This window comes from Janthinobacterium rivuli (assembly GCF_029690045.1).
In the GTDB taxonomy this organism is placed as follows: Bacteria; Pseudomonadota; Gammaproteobacteria; order Burkholderiales; family Burkholderiaceae_D; genus Janthinobacterium; species Janthinobacterium rivuli.
This window is the reverse complement of record NZ_CP121464.1, coordinates 3,412,484-3,436,542: the sequence shown is the minus strand read 5'-3', so window position 1 is coordinate 3,436,542 and position 24,059 is coordinate 3,412,484. Positions and strand designations below refer to the sequence as shown.

Annotated in this window: 19 protein-coding genes; 8 read left to right on the top strand and 11 right to left on the bottom strand. The window is 62.4% G+C overall.

The features are described from left to right. Positions 1-93: 93 nt before the first annotated feature. From P9875_RS15515 to P9875_RS15490, 6 genes are read left to right on the top strand one after another with little or no spacing between them, the layout of a single operon-like run. Positions 94-849 (top strand): GNAT family N-acetyltransferase, encoded by a 756-nt coding sequence (locus P9875_RS15515; protein ID WP_278315823.1) that lies wholly within the window; start codon positions 94-96, stop codon positions 847-849. Beyond that, positions 828-1,073 (top strand): acyl carrier protein, encoded by a 246-nt coding sequence (locus P9875_RS15510; RefSeq protein WP_278315822.1) that lies wholly within the window; start codon positions 828-830, stop codon positions 1,071-1,073. The genes P9875_RS15515 and P9875_RS15510 overlap by 22 nt, the downstream gene beginning before the upstream one ends. Then, positions 1,070-1,936: a hydrolase 2, exosortase A system-associated gene (locus P9875_RS15505; protein WP_278315821.1), complete on the top strand. Its 867-nt coding sequence runs from the start codon at positions 1,070-1,072 to the stop codon at positions 1,934-1,936. The genes P9875_RS15510 and P9875_RS15505 overlap by 4 nt, the downstream gene beginning before the upstream one ends. After that, positions 1,933-2,826 carry a hydrolase 1, exosortase A system-associated gene (locus tag P9875_RS15500; RefSeq protein ID WP_278315820.1) on the top strand — a complete coding sequence of 298 codons (894 nt, stop codon included), beginning with the start codon at positions 1,933-1,935 and terminating at the stop codon, positions 2,824-2,826. The genes P9875_RS15505 and P9875_RS15500 overlap by 4 nt, the downstream gene beginning before the upstream one ends. Then, a complete protein-coding gene (locus P9875_RS15495; protein WP_278315819.1) occupies positions 2,820-4,091 on the top strand; it encodes a glycosyltransferase in 1,272 nt (423 codons plus the stop codon). Before P9875_RS15500 ends, P9875_RS15495 begins: the two co-directional genes overlap by 7 nt. Beyond that, positions 4,088-4,765 carry an ABC transporter permease gene (locus P9875_RS15490; RefSeq protein ID WP_278315818.1) on the top strand — a complete coding sequence of 226 codons (678 nt, stop codon included), beginning with the start codon at positions 4,088-4,090 and terminating at the stop codon, positions 4,763-4,765. Before P9875_RS15495 ends, P9875_RS15490 begins: the two co-directional genes overlap by 4 nt. A 37-nt stretch (positions 4,766-4,802) precedes the next feature. Here the strand turns inward: P9875_RS15490 and P9875_RS15485 are convergent, their stop codons facing one another. From P9875_RS15485 to P9875_RS15445, 9 genes are all read right to left on the bottom strand, one after another. After that, complete coding sequence (locus P9875_RS15485; RefSeq protein ID WP_278315817.1) at positions 4,803-7,631, bottom strand: NACHT domain-containing protein; 2,829 nt, start codon at positions 7,629-7,631, stop codon at positions 4,803-4,805. Positions 7,632-8,133: 502 nt separating this feature from the next. Beyond that, positions 8,134-8,871, bottom strand: coding sequence for a hypothetical protein (locus tag P9875_RS15480; protein WP_278315816.1), 738 nt, complete (start codon positions 8,869-8,871; stop codon positions 8,134-8,136). Positions 8,872-8,880: 9 nt separating this feature from the next. After that, the gene (locus P9875_RS15475) at positions 8,881-9,318 is read right to left on the bottom strand and encodes a DUF6678 family protein (protein WP_278315815.1); all 438 of its coding nucleotides are present in this window, start codon (positions 9,316-9,318) and stop codon (positions 8,881-8,883) included. Beyond that, positions 9,318-10,547, bottom strand: coding sequence for a formate-dependent phosphoribosylglycinamide formyltransferase (purT, locus tag P9875_RS15470; RefSeq protein ID WP_278315814.1), 1,230 nt, complete (start codon positions 10,545-10,547; stop codon positions 9,318-9,320). Before purT ends, P9875_RS15475 begins: the two co-directional genes overlap by 1 nt. A 100-nt stretch (positions 10,548-10,647) precedes the next feature. Continuing rightward, complete coding sequence (locus P9875_RS15465) at positions 10,648-11,145, bottom strand: VOC family protein (RefSeq protein WP_035818682.1); 498 nt, start codon at positions 11,143-11,145, stop codon at positions 10,648-10,650. 92 nt (positions 11,146-11,237) lie between these two features. Then, positions 11,238-12,623 (bottom strand): TolC family protein, encoded by a 1,386-nt coding sequence (locus P9875_RS15460; RefSeq protein WP_278315813.1) that lies wholly within the window; start codon positions 12,621-12,623, stop codon positions 11,238-11,240. After that, positions 12,613-13,956, bottom strand: a complete 1,344-nt coding sequence (locus P9875_RS15455; protein WP_278315812.1) for an HlyD family type I secretion periplasmic adaptor subunit — start codon at positions 13,954-13,956, stop codon at positions 12,613-12,615. The genes P9875_RS15460 and P9875_RS15455 overlap by 11 nt, the downstream gene beginning before the upstream one ends. Then, the gene (locus tag P9875_RS15450) at positions 13,953-16,136 is read right to left on the bottom strand and encodes a type I secretion system permease/ATPase (protein ID WP_278315811.1); all 2,184 of its coding nucleotides are present in this window, start codon (positions 16,134-16,136) and stop codon (positions 13,953-13,955) included. Before P9875_RS15450 ends, P9875_RS15455 begins: the two co-directional genes overlap by 4 nt. Positions 16,137-16,226: 90 nt before the next feature. Beyond that, positions 16,227-19,271 (bottom strand): calcium-binding protein, encoded by a 3,045-nt coding sequence (locus P9875_RS15445; protein ID WP_278315810.1) that lies wholly within the window; start codon positions 19,269-19,271, stop codon positions 16,227-16,229. A 319-nt stretch (positions 19,272-19,590) separates the two neighbouring features. Between P9875_RS15445 and P9875_RS15440 the strand changes: the two genes are divergently transcribed. Continuing rightward, entirely contained in the window at positions 19,591-20,733 is a 1,143-nt protein-coding gene (locus P9875_RS15440; protein WP_278315809.1) for a serine hydrolase domain-containing protein, read from the top strand. Positions 20,734-20,850: 117 nt separating this feature from the next. Here the strand turns inward: P9875_RS15440 and P9875_RS15435 are convergent, their stop codons facing one another. Next, positions 20,851-21,744, bottom strand: coding sequence for a LysR family transcriptional regulator (locus P9875_RS15435; RefSeq protein ID WP_035818674.1), 894 nt, complete (start codon positions 21,742-21,744; stop codon positions 20,851-20,853). 109 nt (positions 21,745-21,853) lie between these two features. On the opposite strand from P9875_RS15435, the gene P9875_RS15430 reads away from it, so the two are divergent. After that, entirely contained in the window at positions 21,854-23,353 is a 1,500-nt protein-coding gene (locus P9875_RS15430) for an MFS transporter (protein ID WP_099401862.1), read from the top strand. 100 nt (positions 23,354-23,453) lie between these two features. Here P9875_RS15430 and P9875_RS15425 read toward each other — a convergent pair whose 3' ends face one another. Then, positions 23,454-23,990 (bottom strand): hypothetical protein, encoded by a 537-nt coding sequence (locus tag P9875_RS15425; RefSeq protein ID WP_278315808.1) that lies wholly within the window; start codon positions 23,988-23,990, stop codon positions 23,454-23,456. Between the last annotated feature and the right edge of the window lie 69 nt (positions 23,991-24,059).

Below are 24,059 nucleotides of genomic sequence, written 5' to 3'. Positions count from 1 at the left end.
CAGCAACACAGCTTGAGCCGGCGCAAGACCGTCGCTGGCAGCTGCGCTCTAATGGACAGCGTTGGCTGCATAGCCGCCCCATCCGTTACCGCCATGGCCCTGTCCCCGCGATTTCCCCTGCTGCAAAGGCTGGCTGCCAGCCTCCATCAACTGGGCTGGCGCGACAGCGCCTGGCTGGCCATGGCGCGGCTGCTGGCAATGGTGCCGGGCGGACGCTGCGCGCTATATCGTTATCAATTCGTGGCGCAAGCCGTGGCGCCCGGTTCGCTGTGCCGCGGGCGCGGCCAGTCGATCAAGGTGACGCCGTGCCTGGCGGAGGCGGACTTGCCGCCCGGCCCCGAGCGCCGGCCCGGCGCGCTGCGCGAACGCTACCGGCAAGGCGCGCAATGCCTGGTGGCGCGTGACAATGCGGGCATGGCTGGCTGGATCTGGCTGCTGCGCCACGGATGCCAGGAAGACGAGGTGCGCGCCCGCTATGCGCTGGCCTCAAACCAATCGTCGTGGGACCTGGACGTGTGGGTGCATCCCGAGCGGCGCGGCGGCCTCGTCTTCGCCCGCCTGTGGGAAGAAGCCAACGCCGTGCTGTACGCGCAGGGCGTGCGCTGGTCGTGCAGCCGCATCTCGCGCTTCAACCGCGCCTCGCTGGGCGCCCATGCGCGCCTGGGCACGCATGCGCTGGGCACCGCCACCTTCATGCGCTGCGGGCGCTGGCAATGGATGGCCGCCAGCCTGCCGCCGTATCTGCACCTGTCGCGCCGCCCCGACGATATCCCCTGCCTGGCCTTCGATACGTCGTCCCTGCCGCACTACCCTTCCCTGGAGCTGACATGCCGCATCTTGAAGCAGTAAAGCACATCCTCGACACCACGCTGGGCTTGAACGGGCGCCTGCTGGAAAGCCACACGCCGCTGCTGGGCAGCGTGCCGGAACTCGACTCGATGGCCGTGATCGGCGTGATCGCCGCGCTGGAGGACCATTTCGGCATCATCGTCGCCGACGACGACATCCACGCGCGCCACTTCGCCACCGTGGGCACCCTGCACGATTTCGTGTTTGCAAAGCTGCGACCATGAACCGCGCCGCCCTCGACGCGCTGCCGCTGCTGCCTTTCTTCCTGCCCGCCAGCGGCGGCCAGCGCTACTGCCTGCTGCATCTGCCGCCGCCGGGTCAGGCCGCGCGCGGCGGCATTCTCTACGTCCATCCATTTGCGGAAGAACTCAATAAGAGCCGCCACGTGGCCGCCGCGCAGGCGCGCGCCTTTGCCGCCTCCGGTTACAGCGTGCTGCAGATCGACCTGTTTGGCTGCGGCGACAGCAGCGGCGATTTTAACGAGGCGCGCTGGGACATCTGGCACAACGACCTGCACCTGGCTTGCGCCTGGCTGGCGCAGCGGGTCGACGGCCCCCTGAGCGTGTGGGGCTTGCGCCTGGGCGCCCTGCTGGCCCTCGATTTCGCCAGCCGCGCGCCGCTGCCGCTGGCGCGTTTGCTGCTGTGGCAGCCGGAACTCGATGGACGGCGCAGCATCGACCGTTTCCTGCGTCTGCGCCTGGCGACCGGCATGCTGGCCGGCGGCACGCAGGAAGCGCCCGGCCAGGCGCGCGCCACGTTGGCAAAAGGCGAGCCTGTGGAAGTGGCCGGCTACCTGCTGGCACCCGAACTGGCGCACGCCATCGACGGCGTCAGCGCCTCCGCGCTGCAGCCGGCCGTTCCCGAGCTGCCCGTCTACTGGCTCGATTACCAGGCGACGGAACAGGCTTGCGCGCCCGTGCCGCCACTGGCGCAGCAATGGCGAGAACACGGCGCCGCCGTGCATGTGGCCAGCTTCGGCGACGGCCCGTTCTGGCAAAGCGGCGAACTGCTCGCATGTCCGCAACTGCTGGATGCCACGCGCGCGCTGTGCCGCGACTGGCTCGACGACGAGGGGACGCCGCCATGAAGCGCGACAGCGGTCAGCAGCACCTGGCAGGGCACGCCGTGCGCGAGCTGGCCCTGCGCTTTCGCAGCACATGTGACGACGACGAGGCGCAGGCGCGCCTGGCCGGCATCCTCAGCCTGCCCGACGTGCCGGGCACGCGCGGCGTATTGATCATCACGGGCGGGCCGCAGTACCGAATCGGCAGCCACCGCCAGTTCGTCTTGCTGGCCCGCGCCCTGGCCGCGCAAGGCTGGCCCGTGCTGCGTTTCGACTTGCGCGGCATGGGCGACAGCGAGGGCAGCGCGCGCGACTACCGCGCCGCCGGTCCCGACATCGCCGGCGCGCTGGCGCAATTCTTCGACGCCGTGCCGTCCTTGCGCGAAGTGGCGCTGTGGGGCTTGTGCGATGGCGCCACGGCCGCCGCCTGCCATGCGCCGCGCGACGCGCGCGTCACAGCCCTGATCCTGCTCAACCCGTGGGTGCGCAGCAGCGCCGGCCTGGCGCGCGCCACTTTGCGCCACTATTATCTGCCACGCTTGCTGCAAGGCGGTTTCTGGCGCAAGCTGGCCAGCGGCGGACTGCAACTGGGCACCAGCCTGGCCTCGCTGCGGCAGGTGGCGGCCGCCACGCAAGCGCGAGCACAGGCAACGCGGGAAGACGACGCGCCCGCGCCGGCCCTGCTGCGGGCGCTGACGCAATTCCAGGGCAAGGTGCTGCTGATCCTCAGCGGCGACGACCTGGGCGCGCGCGAGTGGCAAGCCCTGCTCGATGGCGATGCGGCCTGGCGCGGCGTCGCCGCCCGCGCGCAGTGGACGCAGGCGCAGATCGACGGGGCCAACCACACGTTCGCCAGCGCCGCCTGGCGCGGCGAAGTGGAACAGCGGTGCGCGCGGTGGCTGCAGTCATGGTAAAAACCTCGCCAAAACGCGTGCTGATGGTCGCCTACCATTTCCCGCCGTTCGCTGGCGGCAGCGGCATCCTGCGCACCCTGGGCTTTGCGCGCCATTTGCCCGACTGCGGCTGGCAGCCGCTGGTGCTCAGTCCCAGCGCCACCGCGTATCAGCATCAGGGCGATTCCCAGCTGGCGCAGACAGTCGCGCAAGCCACCGTGCGGCGCACCCTGGCGCTGGATGCGGCGCGCCATTTGTCCATCGGCGGGCGCTATCCGCGCTGCCTGGCGCTGCCCGACCGCTGGAGTTCCTGGTGGCTGAGCGCCGTGCCGGCCGGCCTGCGCATGATCCGGCAGTACCGCCCCGACGCCATCTGGTCGACGTATCCGATCGCCACGGCGCACCTGATCGCGATGACCTTGCAAAAACTCAGCGGCCTGCCGTGGATCGCCGACCAGCGCGACCCCATGCTCGACGACAGCGACCCGCTGGCGCCGTATCCGCCCGAGCCGCGCCTGCACCGCATGCATGCGTGGATAGAACAGCGCATCGCGGCGCGCAGCGCGGCCATCGTCTGCACCACGCCGGGCGCCGTCGCGGCGCACCAACGGCGCCTGGCTCAACTGCCGCGCGAACGTTTCCAGCTGATAGAGAACGGTTACGATGAAGACGGCTATGCAGCCTGCCCTGAACGCACGGGTCAGCGCGGCCGTTTTCTGCTGCTGCACAGCGGCGTGATCTATCCGTCCGAGCGCGATCCGCAAGCGCTGTTCGAAGCGCTGGCCCGGTTGCGCCGCGATGGCGTGCTCCACGCCCGCAATTTCCAGCTGGTGCTACGCGCCACGGGCCACGATGCGTGGCTGGCGGGCCTGCTGGAAAAATACGCCATCGAAGATCTGGTCAGCCTGGCACCCTTGCAGCCGCACGGCGCGGCGCTGCGCGAAATGCTCGCCGCTGACGGCCTGCTGCTGCTGCAAGCGGCCAACTGCAACGGGCAGATACCGGCCAAGCTGTATGAATACCTGCGCTGCCGCCGGCCCATCCTCGCGCTGACGGATCTGGCGGGCGACAGCGCGGCCAAGCTGCGCCACTGCGGCATCGACACCATCGGCCAGCTGGCGTCCAGCAGCGACTGCGCGCGCGCTCTGCTGCGCTTCGTGGAACTGGCGCGCCAGGGGCGCGCGCCGCTGGCCAGCCCCGCCGCCATCGCCCTGCAATCGCGGCAAGCCCGCAGCAACGCCCTGGCCGATTTGCTGGACCAGGTCAGTCACAGGAGCCCACCATGAAGCATTGCTTGTTTGCCTGCGCCCTCGCCGCCTGCTGCGCCAGCGCCGACGCCGCCGATTGTCCACCCTACGTCAAGCACACGCCGGGCGGCGACTATACGAGCGCGGAAGACCGTTCCGGTTTGACCGTGGTCGAGAAATTCCATTTTTCACGGGCCGTGGAAACGCTCACGCAAGGCATGACGGGCAGCCTGGGCGCCGATATCAGCTACACGCTCGAACACTTCCCGAACCACCACCGGGCGCTGGCGTCGATGGCCAAGCTGGGACTGCGTCTGAAAAGCGCGCAGCCGCCCGGCGCCCGCTACACGGTCAGCTGCTACTTCGAACGGGCGATCGCCTTCGCGCCGCACGACGTGACGGCGCGCATGGTGTATGGCAGCTATCTGCTGTCCACGGGCCAGGATGCGACGGCGCTGGAACAGCTGGACGCAGCCAGCCGCCTGGCGCCCGAGCAGGCCACCATCCAGTACAACCTGGGCCTGATGTATGTCAAAAAGAAGGAATACGACAAGGCCAGCGCGCACGCGCAAAAAGCCTATGCGCTGGGTTTTCCTCTGCCAGGGCTGAAGAACAAGCTGAAGGCGGCGGGCAAGTGGAGAGAACCGCCACCCGCGCCGATTAGTGAAGATACACAACCGTCAGAACCGATACCCGTCCCGCCTTCAAAGTAAACTGTTAAAAATCCTAGTTTCAATTAAGTCAATAAAATTAATAACGTCTATCAAAATCAATTCCTAAAGAATCAATATCGTCGAAATCAGAAGATGAATCAGAAAGATCCCGAAAATTATCATTCAATGCATCCATTCGTTGATGTTCCGAGATTAAACCTTTTAGATATCGCTGCTCATTCTTTCCCCTAGTTGCAATAATAGCAAGTAGTGTATCTTTATATTTATCTACAGTATGTTCCTTCCCAATAACCTCATTAATTATAAAGTCAACTTTACCACCCAATCTACAAAACAATACGATAACGGGGCGCCACCATGAGGAAGTAAGCAAAGGAAGTATGTCGATACTACGATTATTATGAAGCTCTTTTGCGCTCAAAAATTCCTGATAACGTAAATGTCCAAATCCAAAAGCGCCCTCATCAGTCATTGGAACCAATATGTTACATGGATCAATTAATTCATTCACGGCTTTCCTTATTGCCTCATAACTTATCTTTGGCACTACGGAATCGAGCCCACGGATTGCAAATGTCTCTAATGATTCAACTGAAACTGATCGTATATTTTGTATATGAAGTTGAAAAGCAATTTGGCGTGCAGTTGTCTCGAGCAAAGAATGATGACTATGAAGTCTTCTTGTTTTTTTGTGTATATCATAGTGTCCGAGTAATAGCTTCATTCTTTCCTCGTACATGGCTAGTTCGCCACTCGGCAAAGGAACTTTATTTTCTGCCAACACACACAGAACTGTTGCGAGTAAAGGATTCCGAACTATTTCAGCAACACTATGTACTTTTGCAAGATGTTTGACTACATCACAACCCATCTCAACATCTTCTTTGAACCATCCATTTACAAAGCTTGAAACCTGTTCGTCATTGAACGGCAAGAGTGTAAGGCCTAAGAAATTCCTAAGTTCTGGATAACTTCCAGTTGATCGAGCAGAAACAATAACTTGGCAATTATTATATTTTACGCACACTTCTTGTATCGCCAAAATAATCCATGGTGATCGCCTTATTACCTCATCTATCCCATCAAATATAAATACGGCACGCTTTTTAGATTTTATTAGTGGAATTACTTCATTTTCATGAATAGCTGCTCCGCCACCAAAAAACTTCGATATGGCACGCTCCAATTTACTTATCCCAGAAATCTCATCATTATCATAGGATTCATCTCGGTGTAGGATACGTGTTAATGGAATCCAAAGAGTTATCTCGTCGGCTTTATCACTTGATGCCGCAGAGCTAGCATATCGGTGTAAAGTTGTTGATTTTCCTGCACCAGCTTCACCGTATACAGCACAGTGTATGCCCGTTGCAAAAACATCTTTTAGCGGCAAATGAATCCGCTGCCCGGCCGCTACTATTGCAAATTTTTGTGTATCATCCACACCCGCTGCATCGGCAAACAGTTTCTCGGATAGTACCAATTCCACAAGTTCAAAAATTTCTTGACACCTCAAGAAATACAACCTGACCTTTTCTCGCTGTTCGCCACCTACGGCTAAACTATCGGCTCCTTCAGTTACCCACTTTCTATATTCAATCAGAGCACCTGCAACTACGCTACCATCTATTGTAAAATCAAAGGTTGGCTCTGAAACTTTCGAAGCTGCTGCAATTTCAAGACGATTAAATAAATCATTAAGCTGTACAACATTTTTCAGAAGTGCCGTTAGTCGAGTTGCCGCGATTGCATTAAGAACAACATTATCATCACGCAACGCCTCAATATGTAACTCGGCTGCAGTAATTATTTCGCCTATTTTCAGTATTTTCTCTGAATTTATTTCCGTACTTGCAAACCAATTTGCATGCTGCCCTTCAAGGCTAGTCCGAACCAATCGTAACTGTGATAATCGATAATATTCATCATCTGAGAGATCTCGAATTTTTTTTGTTGAAAATACAGCATTAGGACTACTTAATAAGAAAACTGTCTCAACAATATCGCCGGCCTCATCAATAATAAACTTAAGAAGATTTTCAATTTCATCGACAGTTACCCAAATACTTCTCAATAACTCTCGATTCTCCTGGGATTCCCAAAGTTTCCACTTTTTCTCAAAGTTAATTTCAACATCGGCAATTGATGGCTCAATTAATTCTCGGCCAGTCGCCTTAGTAAATATCCTAAATTTCTCACATAAAGAGCCCCAGCGAATCCCTGTTATACTTTGCTGAATTTTTCGCGGCGCAAAATTAAGGGCAAAAAACAACTTGCTAGTTATTCTACCCACACTAAAGTCAAGATCACAATAAAAGTCAGATATTTCTTTTTCATTTGCATAATTTAGAGCACTTAACAAATCGGAATTTGATAGCCCGGCCAATGCTCCAGACTTAATAACAAACTCATCACCGCAGATAGCATCAGCCAAATGTGGCAACTGCCTTTGAAGCGAATCGACAATTAATGGGCCATCAAGAACTCTCACATTTTTTAATGAGAGAGCTGCTAGTGCTGCAAAGCGTGATTCTAACGCACGCACATCTATTTCAAAAGGAGTAATAAAATACACCTTATTGGGCTTTTGATAAATTCCTGATATCAATGGCACGTTTTCTTCCGAAGCTTGCTGAAGCTGGGTGATAATTTCTGATAAACTTCTACTATCAGAGGCGACAGCATTAGGTCGAGTTTTCTTCACTTGAACTACGGTTAATTCTACACTTCCAAATTCCCCGTCTTTTTTGCAAATGAGATCTTTTCCACGTTCGCTTGCCCCGCCATTATAATTGACTGCATATCCCAAAGAAGTAAACAGCGGCATTAGAATTTTTTTTGTAAAATCCAACTCCGACATATCCTGAATTTTTTTTATAAGTAATTCTTTGCGCTGCGCAAGCATTACCGCCTCCTAGGAAAGTATTTTTCAATCACAAATAAAGTCGCGCAAGAATTTCGAAGCCATCACTTCGACGCGCCATCAAAATAGGAAATTATTTTAAATATCAAATAAATTGAATTGATCTAAAAATACCCACATTATTCGATAAGCATTGCATTAAAACCTCATTAATTATGCAGCTATTAAAATTATTAAAATGAAAACATTTAAAAATACTTAATTATTCACGTAAAAGCAGTGCATTACTCCATCATTGGAAATATTTACATCCACTAGAGCAAATAAGATATTTTTACCAAATGAAAGATTTTATGCTCAGGAGAAAATATTTGAAATTTAAAAATCACTATACCACTTTTAAATAGCATTTTTGAAAACTTTTTAAAATTTTAAACGACTATGATGTTTTTTTCGGTGAGCTTGGAATGTAAACAATTCCCTGCGCCCCTATCTGGCGGATGTATTGCATTGATGTATATTATTTTCTGCAGTTAAACCAACTTTAAGTGAAAATAACACTAGGCCGCGCGGCCACGCTCCAATGCCCGGTCGGCGACGCGGCCAGCGCGGCGGCCAGGTCACGCCGCGACTGCGCCTTGTCTTCCGCTTCGCTGATGTACGCCAGTTCGGCCGGCTGCAGCACGGTAAGAGTGAGCAGCATCACTTCGCCATACGGCGTGTCGAACGATGGAGGAATGGTGCTTGCGCCCTGGGCCAGCAGCACGCCCACCTGTTCGTTTTCGTCTTCCAGCCCGTTTGGTGCATCTTGCAAGTCGAGCACCATCGACACGCTGCCGTGGCGCTGCACCAGCAAATCGATGGAGCCGTGATCGGCCACGTTCTGGCTGACCTGGTAAACGAGGTCGAAGAGCCACGATGCCTGCACGGGATCGCCATCGAAGGCGGACAACGGCGCCTCGATGCACACTTCCAGCAAATGGCCGCGCGGCACGAACACGTCGTCGTCATCCTCGAACGGGTCGCTCAAGCCATCGCTGGCGATGAGAATCGAGTCAGGCCGGCGGATCACCCGCCAGGCCTGGCGCAACGAGGGCCAGCGCGGGCCTCCCATGAAGGCCGGATTGACCAGCGGCGCCAGCACGTCGGCGTCCATGGCGCCCAGGGTGGCATAAAAGGCGTCGCGCGCGGCGCAGGCCGTGGCCAGCATCTGCGCGCCCGCTTCCTTGCCGACGACGGCGTCGTCCGGTTGCGGTACTTGGGGGATAAGGTTTTCAGGCATGCGATTACTCTAGTCAGTGGGTGGAAAATCGTGATAGGAACGGGGCAGATAAGCCCAGATGCGCGCCACCCGACCCCGCACTTCGAAATCAAAGCCAATGCGTTCGAGTTCCGGCACGATCCACACGCCGTGATCGATGATTTTCTTCGGCAGCAGCATGGCCACGTGTTCTTCCGAATACAGGCTGATGTCCAGCCACTCCACACCCATGAACGGGAACGGCGGGTGGTAATCCCATTCCGTATCCCAGCGCGAGACATAGCCGGTGACGGAGCCGTAGCGGTATGACGGCGCCCAGTCGGTGCGTCCGCGCATGAAGGCCAGCAGTTCGTTCCACTTGCAGTCGTTGGCGGCGCCGGCCAGGTTGCGCCGCGCGATGTGGCCGCGCAGCTTGCGCTTGATGTCCTCGCCGCCGGCGTCGGCCTGCGGCAGGCTGGCCTCTGCCATCAGCGCACCACCGGTTTGACCTTGGACGCGGCCAGCACGGCGCGCGCGCGTGCTGTGTCGATATCGTCAGCCGTGGCCAGCGCCACGCCCATGCGGCGGCGGGCGAACGATTCAGGCTTGCCGAACAGGCGCAAGTCCGCGCCCGGCACGCTCAAGGCGTCGGCCACGCCTTCGAAGGCGATGCCTTTCGCTTCCAGCTGGCCGTAGATGACGGCCGAGGCGCCGGGCGAACGCAGGGCCACGTTGACGGGCAAGCCAAGGATGGCTTTCGCGTGCAGCTCGAATTCGCTCTGCACCTGGCTGGCCATGGTGACCATGCCCGTGTCGTGCGGACGGGGGCTCACTTCCGAGAACCACACCATGTCGTCCTTGACGAACAGCTCCACGCCGAACAGGCCCAGGCCGCCCAGGTTGTCCGTCACCTTGCGCGCGATGTCGCGCGACCGCTCCAAGGCCAGTGGCGCCATGCGGGCCGGCTGCCACGATTCCACGTAGTCGCCATGCACCTGCAAGTGGCCGATCGGTTCGCAGAACTGCGTTTCAATCTGTCCCGAAGCGGCAACAAAACGCACCGTCAGCAAGGTGATTTCGTAATCGAAGTCGATGAAACCTTCGACGATGACCCGGCCCGTATCGACCCGGCTGCCGCTGGCCGCGTACGCCCATGCCGCGTCGACGTCAGCGGCGCTATCGAGCTTGGACTGACCCTTGCCCGACGACGACATCACGGGTTTCACGACGCATGGGAAGCCGATCTCCTCGCAAGCGGCCTGCAACTCCTGCAGGCTGCTGGCGAAGCGGTATGGCGACGTGGCCACACCCAGGGTTTCGGCCGCCAGGGTGCGGATGCCTTCGCGGTTCATCGTCAGCACGGCCGCGCGCGCGTTCGGGATGCACGTGATTTGCCCGGCCGCCTCCAGCGCCGCCAGGGTGTCGGTGGCGATGGCTTCGATTTCCGGCACGATCAAGTCCGGCTTTTCCAGGGCTATCAGGGCGGCCAGCGCCACGCCGTCGCTCATGTCGATCACGTGCGAGCGGTGTGCCACCGGGTGGCCCGGCGCATTTGGATAGCGGTCGACGGCGATCACTTCCACGCCCAGGCGCTGCAGCGATATGATCACTTCCTTGCCCAGCTCACCGGAACCGAGCAGCATGACCTTGATGGCGGTGGAAGACAGGGGCGTGCCGAAGGTGCGGGGCGCGATGGTGCTGCTGGTGCTAGTGGTCATGGCAGTGTCTGTAAGCGGATGGAAAGATGGCTGGGACTATAGCAAATGCCGGCCCTCTTGGACAGGGCGAGCCGCTGGCGTGCGGCGACCACCCGCCCCGCTAACCCGCGTACGCCCGCTTGATCTCGTCAATGTTGATTTTTTTCATGCCCATCATGGCTTTCATCACGCGCTGGGCCTTGACGGGGTCAGGGTCGGTCAGCAGCTTGATCATGAGGGTGGGCACGATTTGCCAGGACACGCCGAACTTGTCCTTGAGCCAGCTGCATTGCTGCGCTTCCGGCGGCCCACCTTCGGACAGCAGGTTCCAATAGTGATCGACCTCGTCCTGGGTTTCGCAATTGACCTGGAACGAGATAGCTTCGGAAAACTGGAACAGGGGGCCGCCGTTCAGCCCCGTAAACGTCTGGCCGTCCAGTTCGAACGCCACCGTCAACACGCTGCCCGGCTCCTGGCCGTGGATTTCCCTGCCCTCCTCGCCGTAGCGCAGGATCTGGCCGATTTTCGAATTGGGAAATATTTCCGTATAAAACCGGGCCGCCGCCTCGGCGTTGCCGTTGAACCATAAACACGGGGTAATCTTTTGTACGCTGTGCATGATGTCTCCCTGGTCCGGTGTGTGGATTGGCGTCTCTAATATAGTCACAATCGCGCCGGCATGGCGCGCGGAACGCGCCTGTTTTGAGTGCATTACCGTCCAGGAATAGCCTCGCGCCCCAGCACGCCGGCGCTGGCAAGCAGGCGCAACCGGGCCGAGCGCCATTCCGCCTGGCAACGAATGCGCTCCTGCTGCGCCTCGAGCAGCGCCGACTGCGTGTTCAGCATTTCCAGGATATCGGCCGCGCCCAGACCGAACTTGCGCTGCACGCTGGCCTGGGCATCGCGCGCCGCGTCCAGCCACGTTTGCGAGGCGGCCAGGTTGGCCAAGGCCGTGCTCGCCTCCGCATGCGTTTTCACCAGCTCCATCAGGGTCTGCTGCTGCACTTCCTCGGCTTCCGCTTCCCTTTGCCCGGCCTGCGCCAAGGCGCCGCGCACCTTGTAATGGCGCGCAAAACCGTCGAACAGGGGAATGTTCAATGCGATGCCCACCAGGGTTTCGCGCGTGGAGGCGGCGGACAAGCCCTGGTTGGGGCGGCCGTTCTGGTAGATATTGGCCGTCAGGTCGATGCTGGGACGGCCTTCCGACTCGGTCACGGCCACCCGTTCGCGCGCGGCCGCCAGCTGCGCCTGCGCGGCCACGATGGCCGGGTGCCGCGCCTGGGCCAGCGCCAGCCAGGTGTGCAAATCTTCGCTCAAGCCCGCCACCGGGGCATCCGCATCGTCGTCCAGGACCACGCCCGCCTCCGCCGGCAAGCCCAGCGTATAGACGAGCACGGCGCGCGCCTTCTGGAACTCGCCATCGGCGCGGCTGGCGCCCAGGGCCGCCTTGGCCAGCGCGCTGGTCGCCTGCAGGGTGTCGCTGAGCGAGCCGAGGCCCCGCTGGGCGCGGCGCTGCGTGGCCAGCACCGTTTCATTCGCCAGGGCCGCGTAGTCCTGGCGCATGCGCACATTTGCCCGCGCCGTCTGCGCCTCGAAATACGCGCTGACGGTGGCCGCCAGCGTCTTTTGCAGCACGGCGTCGCGGTTGGCCAGGGCCGCGTCCAGCAAGGCTTGCGCCGAACGCTGGCCCGCCGCGCGCCCGCCAAAGTCGAACAAACGCCAGGACAGATTCAGCGAACCCGTATTGCTGTTCAAGCTGCCGGAAGGCGTGCTGGCGCCCGGATAAGCCGTGCGGTCGTGCACCCGGCTCAGGCCCGCATTCAGGGTCGGCAAAAAGGCGGCCTTTGCCTCGCCCAGGCCGGCCGCCTGCAGCCGGATGCCGGCCCAGGCGCCGTGCACCTGCGCGTTGCGGCACAGGGCCAGGTCGACGGCCGCCGGCAAGGTCAATGGCACGGTCAGCAGCACACCAGCCTCATACGCGGACGGGCATGGCGCGGCATCGAGCCCGCCCGGCGATTGCGCCTGCGCCGCAGCACTGGCCAGCAGCAAGCTGGCGGCGATGGCGATGGCGGCCATGGCGCGGCATCTAGCGTTCATGCAGCGCCTCCTTCTGGTGCTGCACCAGCGGCGAGAGCACGTATTCGATCACCCGCCTCGTCCCCGTGCGGATTTCCGCGCGCACGGCCATGCCGGCCGACAGCGGCACCAATCTGCCGTCGATGACGATGGATGGCTGCTGCAGCGTGATCCTGACGGCATACACGGGACCCTTTTTTTCATCCTCGACGGCGTCGCGCGAGACGCTGCTGACGACGGCGGGCACGGTGCCATACTTGGTGTAGTCGAAGGCGTCGACCTTGATGGCGACCATCTGCCCTTCCTGCACGAAGCCGACGTCGCGGTTTTCCAGCACGGCGTCGATTTCCAGCCTGCCCTGGCGCGGCACGATCTGCATCAGCGCCTGCGCGGCCGGCACCACGCCACCCACCGTATGCAGCTTGAGTTGCTGCACCGTGCCATCGACGGGCGCCGTCAGGCGCAGCAAGCTGCCGCGGGCGCCGGCGCGGCGCGCATCCTGGTCGCTGGCCGCCACCACCCTGGCCCCTTCCGTCAGCGCGTCGTAGGCATCCTTGCGCGTTTGCGCCACCAGGGCCGCGCGCTCGCTGCGGGCCGACGCCAGCTGGCCGGCCAGGTCGATGCGCGCCTGTTCCTTTTCCAGCCACGCGTGTTCGGCCACGTCGCGCGTGGCCAGCAGCGCCTTGTAGTCGCCGGCGCGCTGCGCGGCCAATGGCAGCGCCTGGGCGTAGCGGGCGATTTCGCCATCGAGAAGCGCGAGCCTGGCGCGGAAACTCGCATACTGGCCGTCGAGGTGGCCCTGCGCTTCCTCGCGCTGGGCGACAGACGCACCGTCGGGCGCCGCCAGCCTTGGCAGCGCCAAGCTGTCGACGGCGGCGATCAGCGCGCGCGAGCGGGCCATTTGCAGCGCGGCCGCCACGGCGTCGCCGGCGGCCTTGTCGCGCTCGGCATCCGGGCCGCGGCTGTCGAGTTCCACCAGCAGCTGGCCCGCCTGCACGGCTTGCCCCTCGCGCACATGCAGGGCGCGCACGGCCGCCACATCGACGGAAGCGATGGTCTTGGTGTTGCCGGACGGAATGATTTTGCCGGCCGCGTTGACGATGATGTCGACCTGGCCGAAGACCGCCCACAGCAGCACGCAGGCAACCAGCAGCATCAGCACCCGGGCCGTCAGGCGCAAGGACGGCGACACGGGCCGCTCCTGCAGCGCCAGCGCGGCCGGCAAAAAGGCCGCCTCGTCTTCGCTGAGCACGGGGCCGCTCAAGGCGGCGCGGTTACGCCAGCTGTGCCGCAGCACCTGGGCGTAGCGTTGCAACAGCTCGCCATACGCGGCCAGGCGGTGGCCGGCGCTCACGTTGCGTCCCCTGTTGCGCTCCCGCTCGTGCCCTGCTGCAGGCTGTACAGATGGGCGTAGATGCCGCCCGGCTGCGCCAGCAGCGCGTCATGCGTGCCCAGCTCGGCCACCTGCCCCCGCTCCATGACGACGATGCGGTGTGCTTCGCGCACGGCCGACAGGCGGTGGGCGATGATCAGCACCGTGCGTCCCGCGCAAATGCCGCGCATATTGTCCTGGATGACTTTTTCCGATTCGTAGTCGAGCGCGCTCGTCGCTTCGTCGAAAATCAGGATGCGCGGATCGCCGATGAGGGCGCGGGCGATGGCGATGCGCTGGCGCTGGCCGCCGGACAAGCCCGTGCCGTGCTCGCCCACCATGGTGTCGTAGCCTTCGGGCAGTTCGCAAATGAAATCGTGGGCACCGGCCAGTTTCGCCACGGCGATGACGGCATCGATGGGCAGCGCGGGGTCGCTCAGGGCGATGTTGTCGCGCACGGAGCGGTTGAACAGGATGTTTTCCTGCAGCACCACGCCGATCTGGCGCCGCAGCGAGGCCGTATCGATGACGGCAATATCCTGCCCGTCGATCAGCACCTTGCCCCGTTCGGGAATGTACAGGCGCTGTGCCAGCCGCGTCAGCGTGCTCTTGCCGGAACCGGAACGCCCGACGATGCCGATCACTTCGCCGGGCGCGATGGCAATCGACACATTGCGCAACACCTCGGCCGCATCGGGCCGGTAGCGGAAACCCACTTGCTGGAACTCGATGGCGCCGGCGATGCGCGGCAGGCGCGCCTTCTGGCTGCCCGCTTCCACCCTAGCGTTGAGAATGTCGCCGAGCCGGCTCATCGAGATGCCCACCTGCTGGAAATCGTTCCACAGCTGCGCCAGGCGCAGGATGGGCGAGGCCACCTGCCCTGCCAGCATGTTGAAGGCGACCAGTTCGCCCACCGTCATCTTGCCGTCGATGACGAGCGTGGCGCCCCACCACATGATGGCCGCCGTCACCAGCTTGCTGACGAGGGTGACGCCGCCGCTGGCCAGCATGCCGATATTATTTGCAGACAAGCCCGCCGACACATAGCCGGCCAGCTGCTTTTCCCACTGCTGCTGCCAGCGCGGTTCCACGGCCATGGCCTTGAGCGTGTCGACGCCGCTGATGGTTTCTACCAGAAAGGACTGGTTTTCCGCACTGCGGTTGAATTTATCGTTCAGGCGGCCCCGCAGCACGGGCGTGAGCAGCATCGACAGGGCCGCGTAGACGGGAATCGAGGCCAGCACGACGATGCTCAGCGCCGCGCTGTACCACAGCATGGCGGCAATGAAGATGAAGGAAAACAGCAGATCGAGCACCAGGGTCATGGCATTGCCGGTGAGGAAAGAGCGGATGTTTTCCAGTTCATGGATGCGCGCCACGGAATCGCCCACGCGGCGCGCCTGGAAATACGCGATCGGCAAGGCCAGCAAATGGCGGAACAGGCGCGCGCCCAGTTCCACGTCGATCTTGCTGCTGGTGCGCGCGAATACATAGGTGCGGATGAGGCCCAGCACGGCTTCGAAGACGATGGCGCAGATCAGGCCGATGGCCACCACGTGCAGGGTTTTCATGGCGTGGTTGACCAGCACCTTGTCCATCACCACCTGGAAAAACAGGGGCGTGGCCAGGCCGATCAGCTGCAGCACGAAGGAAATGAGCAACACTTCGCCCAGCAGCCTGCGGTATTTGACGATGGCGGGGATGAACCAGCTGAAGTCGAAACGGGCCGTTTCGCCCGCATAGCTGGCCTTGCTGGTGAAAAAGATCAGTTCGCCCGTCCAGGCGGCAAGAAAGGCTGCACGGCCGAGGATTTGCGGTGGCTGGCCCGGATGCTGGACCAGCACCTTGCTCACGCCGTCAGCGTCCGTCTCGACCTTGCCGAGGATAAAGAAACGGCCGGCGCTATCGATGGCGATGGCCGGCAGCGGCGACTGCGCCAGCCGTTCGGGCGCCTGGCGCACCAGTTTGGCCGTCAAGCCAAGTTGCCGCGCGGCCAGCAGCACGGTTTGCCGCGTGAACACGGCCTGGCCGAAGGCGTGCTTGAGCTGGGCGCCATCGGCGGCGACGCCGTGCAGGCTGGCGATCAGCAGCAGCGACAGCAAGCCCGTGTCGGGCACAGCTTGTATGGACGGCGTATCGTTACGGTAGGAGAGGACTGTCATCGGGCAATATCAGAAATTCAATGGCGCAGCCAGGCCGTGGCTGGTAACCCCGGCCCGGCTGCGTGAAGGTGGATCTAGTTGCTCAACGGTTTAATGCGCTGCCGCCAGCTGGATCTGCGTGGACGAGCCGCCTTGCGCCGACCACGGTGCCGATGCGGCCGCCGGCACGGCAAAGCCGGCCATCGCTTGCACCAGTTGCGCGGCATCCGCTTGCCAGCCGCTGAAGCCGCCCTGGCTGGCGCCAGCCGCTTGTGGAGCGGCGCGCCAGTTTTGCGCCAGCACCGGCGCCAGGATGGCGGCCGTGCCGGCAGGCAGAGTGAGCTGGCCGGCTGGCGGCGGCGTCAGGCCAGCCATCGCCTGCACCAGGTTTTGCACCTGGCTGCCCAGCAAGACTTTGCCGTCGGCCGTGCGGAATTCCTCGATGCGCCGCTCCGCGCTCTCGTACCAGCCGGTGACGGTGATCTTGTCGCTGGTGCCGATGGTGCTCACTTCCAGAGCCGTGCCCACCTGGCGGAACCACAGCTGCTCGGCGCTGACGCCGGCCAGGAAGGACACGACATCGCGGCTGCCCGCCTCGTTGGCCTCGTTGATCAAGTCGGCGCCGTCGCCGCGGGCGAAGATATAGGTGTCGTTGCCCAGCACACCAGCCAGGATGTCGTCGCCCTTGCCGCCTTGCAAGATATCGTTGCCCAGGACTCCCAGCAGGGTGTTCTTCAGTTCATTGCCGATCAACACGTCATCGAACTTGCTGCCGACAACCGCGATGAAATTGGCCGCCACATCCACGCCCGGACGCGCCGCCAGGGCCGTGCCTGCGGGTGCGAAGGCAACCGTCGCGCCAGCGCTTGCATTGACGTAATTGAGCGTGTTGCCCGCACCGCCGCCGTCGAGCACATTGCCGCCGGGGGTAGTGACGAAAAAGACGTTGTTGGTGAAGGCGCTGCCCGTCACCGTCAGGCCAGGGGCGCCGAGGCGCACATTCTCGACATTGTCGGCCACCGTGTAGTTGACCGTGGTAAACGCGGTGTCGCTGCCGCCATTGCCCCGTTCGACGATGAAGTCGCCACTGTGGTTGACGTGATAGGTGTCGTCACCGCCCAGGCCTTCCATCAGGTCGGCGCCGGCCGTGCCCTTGATGATGTCGGCATTTTCCGTGCCGACAAAGGTTTGCTCCGTCAACTGCGTGGGGCCGTTGAAGTGCCAGGCCTGGGACAGCACGGGCGCCAGGGCGGCGGCGGTGCCCGCCGGCAGGGTCAGCTGGCCCAGCGGCGGCGGCGCCAGGGTCGCCATCGCCTGCACCAGCAGTTGCACGTCGGCGCCGCGCAGGACGTGGCCGGCGGCCGTGCGGAATTCCTCGATGTTCGGCGCAGCCTTGTTCCAGGCGCGGATGGTGATCTTGTCCGTCGTGCCGATGGTGCTCACTTCCAGGTCCGCGCCCACCTGGCGGAACCACAGCTGGTCGATGTTGACGCCGGCCAGGAAGGCGATGGCGTCGTAATTGGCATCGGCGGACGCTTCGATGATGACGTCGGCGCCGTCGCCGCGCGCAAAGACATAGGTATCATCGCCCAGGCCGCCAGTCAGCACATCGTCGCCCTTGCCGCCTTGCAAGGTATCGTTGCCGAGCCCGCCAGACAGGGTGTTGGCCAGTTCGTTGCCGATCAGCACGTCGTCATAGGCACTGCCTGTCACGCTGGAAATATTGACCAGCACATCGCTGCCAGGCAAGAGCGCGCTACCGCCGACGACGGGAACGATGGTCGCCGTGGCGCCCGCCTTGGAACCCGCGTAAGTAGCCGAATTATTGCTGCCGATGCCATACAACAAGTTGCCGCCAGCAACGTCGACGTGAAAGACGTTGCCGCTGCCGTTACCTGTCACACCCACGCCCGCGGCGGCCAGGTGCACCTCTTCGATGTTGGCGCCCATGGTGTAGCTGACCGTCGTGTAGACAGTGTCGCGGCCGCCGCCAGGCTGTTCGGTCACCACGTCGTAGCCATGGTTGACGTAATAAATGTCGTCGCCGGCCAGGCCCGCCATCACATCGGCGCCCGCCGTGCCCTTGATGATGTCCGGATTCGCCGTGCCAGTGAAGACGCCGTTGCCGGGCTGATTCGGTCCTTCCGTGCGCCAGTTCTGCGCCAGCACGGGAGCCAGGACGGTGGCTGCGTAGATTGGCAAAGTCAGCTGGCCAGCCGGTGGCGGCTGCAGTGCGGCCATCGCCTGCACCAGGTTTTGCACGTCGCTGCCCAGCAGCACGCGGCCGTCGGCCGTGCGGAATTCCTGGATGCGGGGCGCGCTGCCCGCGCTGAACCAGCCGTTGATGCTGATCTTGTCGCTCGTGCCGATGGTGCTCACTTCCAGGTTCGCGCCCACCTGGCGGAACCACAACTGGTCGGCGCTGACGCCGGCCAGGAAGGAAACGACATTGTGGCCGCCGCCCTCGACCACCTCGGAGATGATATCGGCGCCGTCACCGCGGGCAAAAATATAGGTATCGTCGCCCGCTACGCCGAACAGCGTATCGTCGCCCTTGCCGCCCCGCAAGGTGTCGTTGCCGATGCCGCCAATCAGGAGGTTCTTGAGTTCATTGCCGGTCAGGACGTCGTCGAACTTGCTGCCCACGATGCTGGCGAAATTGACCAGCACATCGCTGCCCGGCGCTGCCGCCACCGGACCACTGGCCCCGGACAGGGTGGCCGTCACGCCTGTGCTGGAGCCAAGGTAATTGACCGAGTTGCCCGTGCCGCCACCGTCGAGCACATTGCCGCCGGCCACGCTCACATGAAAGATATTGTTGGTGTTGGCGCTGCCCGTCACCGTCAGGCCGCTGGCGGCGAGGCGCACGTTCTCAACGTTGTCGGCCACCGTGTAGTTAACGCTGGTATAAACGGTATCGGTGCCGCCATTGGCCAGCTCGACAATCACGTCGCCGCTGTCGTTGACGTAATACGTATCGTCGCCGGCCAGGCCTTCGAGCAAGTCGGCGCCTGCGGTGCCGCTGAGCACATCGGCATCCGGCGTGCCGGTGAAGCGCTGCAGCGCCGCGGCGGCGGCACTGTCCAGGTATGCCTCGATGGCGGAAATGCCGTCATCTGCGGCAGTGGAAGTGTGCGATGCAAATTTTTCAGTCATGTTGCAGTTTCCTGTCGTTAAACGTCAAAACCAAGAGTGAATATGTCGGCGCAAGCCGGCATGCAAGGCAAAAGTCCCGGCCGCATCCACCTGCCGTTCAGCGTGCACCTTCAACGGTCCGGCACTTTCGGCGCATGGACGGCGCGCGGTTGAGCGTCGCCTCGCATGCACGCCTTAATGACGGTCAAACGGGACAGCCACTGTTATTTGTCATGCAAATGTCACACTGAATGAAGGAAAGAGGAGGAACCTTGCCAGGTTTTTTCTGTCGCCGCTGCATCCATTGTGCGAGAATGCCCCTCCCCCCTGGATGGTGCGCATGATGACCAAACTCGCCGCAAGCATCACTGTAATGACACTCGCGCTGGCAGCTTGCAAGCCGGCAGCCACGGCTCCTGCGCATGACATTCCCGCAGCCATGCGCCAGACGGCGACCACCTTGCTGCAGTCAACATTGCTGCACGCGACCTCGATTGCCGTCGTGTATCGCGGCAAGGAATTCATGCTGCATCAAGGCGAGCTGGAGACGGGCAAAGTCAATCCGCCGAACGATACAACGCTGTATGAAATCGGCTCGGTCAGCAAGACTTTTGCCGGCCTGCTGCTGGCGAACGCTGTGCTCGATGGGAAGGCGGCGCTCGACGATCCCATCCAAAAGTACCTGCCGGACGCCTACCCGAACCTGCAGTGGCAGGGGCAGCCAGTGCGCTTGCGCCATTTGATCACGCACACCAGCGCCATGCCGGGCATGCTGCCATTGCAGGTGAACACCATATTGAAGGATTTCACTGCACATGCCACGCCGGCAAAGCTCAATGCGGCCTACGCCAGCTACGGACAACAGCAATTCTGGCAAGACTTGCACACAGTCAGCATCACAGGTCCGCTAGGCAAGGACTATGCCTATTCCAGCGCCGGCACCGAACTCATTGCGCACACGCTCGAAAAAATCTACGGCATGCCCTATGAAGTCCTGCTCACGCAATTCCTCGCGCGCGAAGCGGGCATGCGCGATACCAGACTGAGAATCGCCGCCACGGATACCGGCCGGCTGGCGCCCGGCTACCACAGCGACAATCCCGTCGTGACAACACCGATGCCGCAACTGCCCTGGGGAGCGGCCGGCAACCTGAAGTCGACCTTGCCGGACATGGCGAAATACCTGCGCCTGCAATTGAGCGCCCATCCCGCGGTCATCGAATCGCACCAGCCGCTGGTGCGCTTTCAGGACGACTTCAGCATTGGCTACTTCTGGAACATCGGCAGCAATAGCCAGTTGGGCACGCATTATGTACACCATGGCGGCGTGCCACGTGCGCAAAGCTACGCTTATGTCGTTCCCAAATACCAGCTGGGGGTCTTCATCATCACCAACCAGAGCGGCGACGCGACTGCCAGCGCCATGGAAAGCGCGCTGGCGCATATTTTCGACACGGTGGCATCGATGGAAAGCGTGGAGTAGGCCGCCAGCAATACGCTGGCTTCAAAGTTTGGCGAGATGGCGCTTATCTGCCCGGCGCCGCGCGCACGGTAGCGCCGGCCACCTGCAACTGCAATGGCGCCAGGGAAGCGTCCTGCCTCATGGCAAGGCGCCAAAAGTCTGATCCTGCAACTGCTGCACCAGGAAATCGATGAACACGCGCAAGCGCGGCGGCAGGTGGCGGCTGGCTGGCCACAGCAGCCAGAATGCCGTGCGCGCCTGCGTATGCTCGTCCAGCAGCGAGACCAGTTGCCCCGCCGCCAGCTCACGCTGCACGGCAAACGCGGGCAGGTAGGCGATGCCCTGCCCCTGCACGGCCAGGTAGACGCGCATTTCCACGCTGTTGCAGACCATGCCGGGCGCCGGCTGGACAGTCTCGTCCATCAGCGGCCATTGCTCCAGGCGGCCCGTGGCGGGAAAGCGGTAGTCGAGGCGCGCGTGCCGCAGCAGCGCGGCGCCATCGGCGGGCCGTCCGTGGCGCGCCAGATAGGCGGGCGACGCCAGCAGCAGGCGACGGAACGTACAGAGTTTGCGCCGCATCAAGCTTGAGTCGGCCAGCTCGCCCGTGCGCACGACCGCATCAAAGCCGTCGCTGACGATGTTGACCATGGCGTCGGAGAAATCAAGGTCGAGTTCGATGGCGGGATAGGCTTGCATGAACGCGCCGATGGCCGGCTCGAACAGGCCGCTGTAACGTGGCAGGCTGATGCGCAGGCGGCCGCTGGGCGCGCCGCCCGATTCACCCAATTCGCGCTCGGCCGCTTCCACCTCGGCCAGGATGCGCTTGCAGCGCTGCAGGAATTTTTCCCCTTCCGCCGTCAGCGCCAGGTGCCGCGTGCTGCGCTGGAACAGGCGCGCACCGAGCCGCGCCTCCATGCGCGCCACGCTCTTGCCGACGGCCGACGATGACAGGCCCAGCAACCGGCCCGTGGCCGAAAAACTGCCGCTGTCGGCCACCTGCACGAACATGGCGATGCCACCCAAGCTATCCATTTACGCTCCATTCACGACATTTATGTCCGATATGTTGATCAGTTTAGCCCATTTTTCTTCAATGACGGGCGCGCCATACTCGCCCCTCTTTCTTTCATATCCGACACCCATGCCCTCTTCCTCACGTCTTTCACTCCCCCTGCAAGTGCTGGCCGCTTGCCTGACGGGCTTGCTGATTCCCCTGTGCTTCACGGGCCCGGCCGTGGCCCTGCCCGCCCTCGGCGCCGAATTGCACGGCAGCGCCGCCGCCCTGAACTGGGTCATCAATGCGTATATCCTCAGCTATGGCAGCGCCATGATGGTGGCCGGCAGCCTGACGGATGTGCTGGGACGGCGCCGCGTCTGGCTGGCGGGCCTGGCGCTGTTTTGCGTGGCGACCCTGGCCATCGCCCACGCGCCATCGGTGGCATGGATCGCCGTGCTGCGCTTCGTGCAGGGCCTGGGCGGCGCGGCCGCGTTCGCCGCCGCCATGTCGTCGCTGGCGCCATTGTTCCACGGCGCGGCGCGCAGCCGCGTGATGAGCGTGCTGGGCACGACGTTCGGCCTGGGCCTGGCCTTCGGTCCGCTGGCGGCCGGCGCCATGCTGGCGCTGGCCCGCTGGCCCGCCATCTTTTACGCCACGGCCGTGCTGGGCGCCATCGGCATGCTGCTGGTATGGGTCAGCGTGCCGGCCGATCCGGCGCGCGGCCAGGGCCGGCTGGACTGGCCTGGCGCCATCAGCTTCAGCGCCGCGCTGGGCCTGCTGACCCTGGGCATGCTGCTGGCGCCCGAACACGGCTGGCGCCACGGCGCCGTGCTGCTGTCCGTCGCCGCATCCGTGCTGCTGTTCCTTGCCTTTGGCGCCATCGAGCGCAGGACGGCGCGGCCCATGCTGGATTTGTCGCTGTTCCGCCAGCGCCGCTTTGTCGCCGTGCAAGTGCTGGCCGCCTCGCCCGCCTTCCTGTTCATCGTGCTGATCGTCATGCTGCCGGGGCGCTTCATCGGCATCGACAACATGTCCGCACTGGCGGCGGGCCGTTTGATGATCGCCCTGGCAGCGCCGCTGCTGCTCGTGCCCATGCTGGCGGCGCTGCTGTCGCGCTGGGTCGAGACGGGCGCCCTGTGCGCGGCGGGCCTGCTGCTGGCCGCGGCGGGCCTGGCCTGGCTGGCGCAGGTGCTGGGCCATGGCGGCACCGCGGCGCTGGCAGGCCCCCTGCTGCTGATCGGCGTGGGCATCGGCTTGCCGTGGGGCTTGATGGATGGCATGGCCCTGAGCGTGGTGGAAACGGAGCGGGCCGGCATGGCGACGGGCATCTTCAATACCGTGCGCGTCAGCGCCGACGGGGTGGCGCTGGCGCTGGCGGGTTCCTTGTTGGCCGGCCTGATCGGCGCGGGCCTGGCGCAGCAACTACCAGCCGAGCTACCTGTGCTGGCCGCCGCCAGCCGCGCCGCGCTCGGCGATATCGAGCAGGCGACACAGCTGCTGGGCGGCCAGGAAGCGCTGCTGCGCGCCAGCTATGACGCCGCCTTCCGCCAGCTGCTGCTCGGCCTGGCGCTGCTGGCCGTGGCGCTGGCGGCGCTGGTGCCGTATCTGCTCAGGAAGAAAGAAAAGCGCCTGACAAAACCGTAGCGAGCGGAAGGTAGAGGTGGTCGAGAAGCGCAACCGTACTAGAGTACGGTGAGCATCGCAGGCCGCCTATACCGACGCGCAGTAGGTTTTGGACGGTGCTTTAGGCGTCCAGGCCGTAAAACACGGCAACGAGGATGGCGATATTGTTGCAGGCGCGCGCGAACGCCGTTGTCGCGTAGGCAACGGCCACGCTGGGGCCGCGGTAGCGCAGGTAGACAAAGCTGAACATGGCGCCCGACCCCAGCGCGACGATGGCGTGCAGCAAGCCGCCGCTGATGAAATGCACGACGGCCCACAGGATGGCGCCGATAAAAACGCTCAGTTGCCGGCTGGCGCCCAGGCGCCGGAGGATTTCCAGCGGCAGCAGCTGGCCGAGGAAGGTTTCCAGGATGGGGGAATAGATGACGACCCAGAACACCAGCAGCGGCAGCGACATTTCGCGCTTGAACTTGGACAAACCCGTGTGCGCGCCCCAGTATTCGGGCGGCAACAGCCATTTGGTGATAAACAGGATGGCAAAGCACAGCATGCACGTGAGCAGACCCCAGCCGAGACCGGCAAGGGCCAGCTGCAGCACGGGCGGCGCCGGTTTGTCGTCTTCCGGGCTGGATAGATCATGGCTGCTGCGCACTTGCATGAGAAGTCCTGGCGGTGATCCAGCGCTCATTGTAGCGCGGAATATGCCTGGTGGCGCACGCCGCGCTAA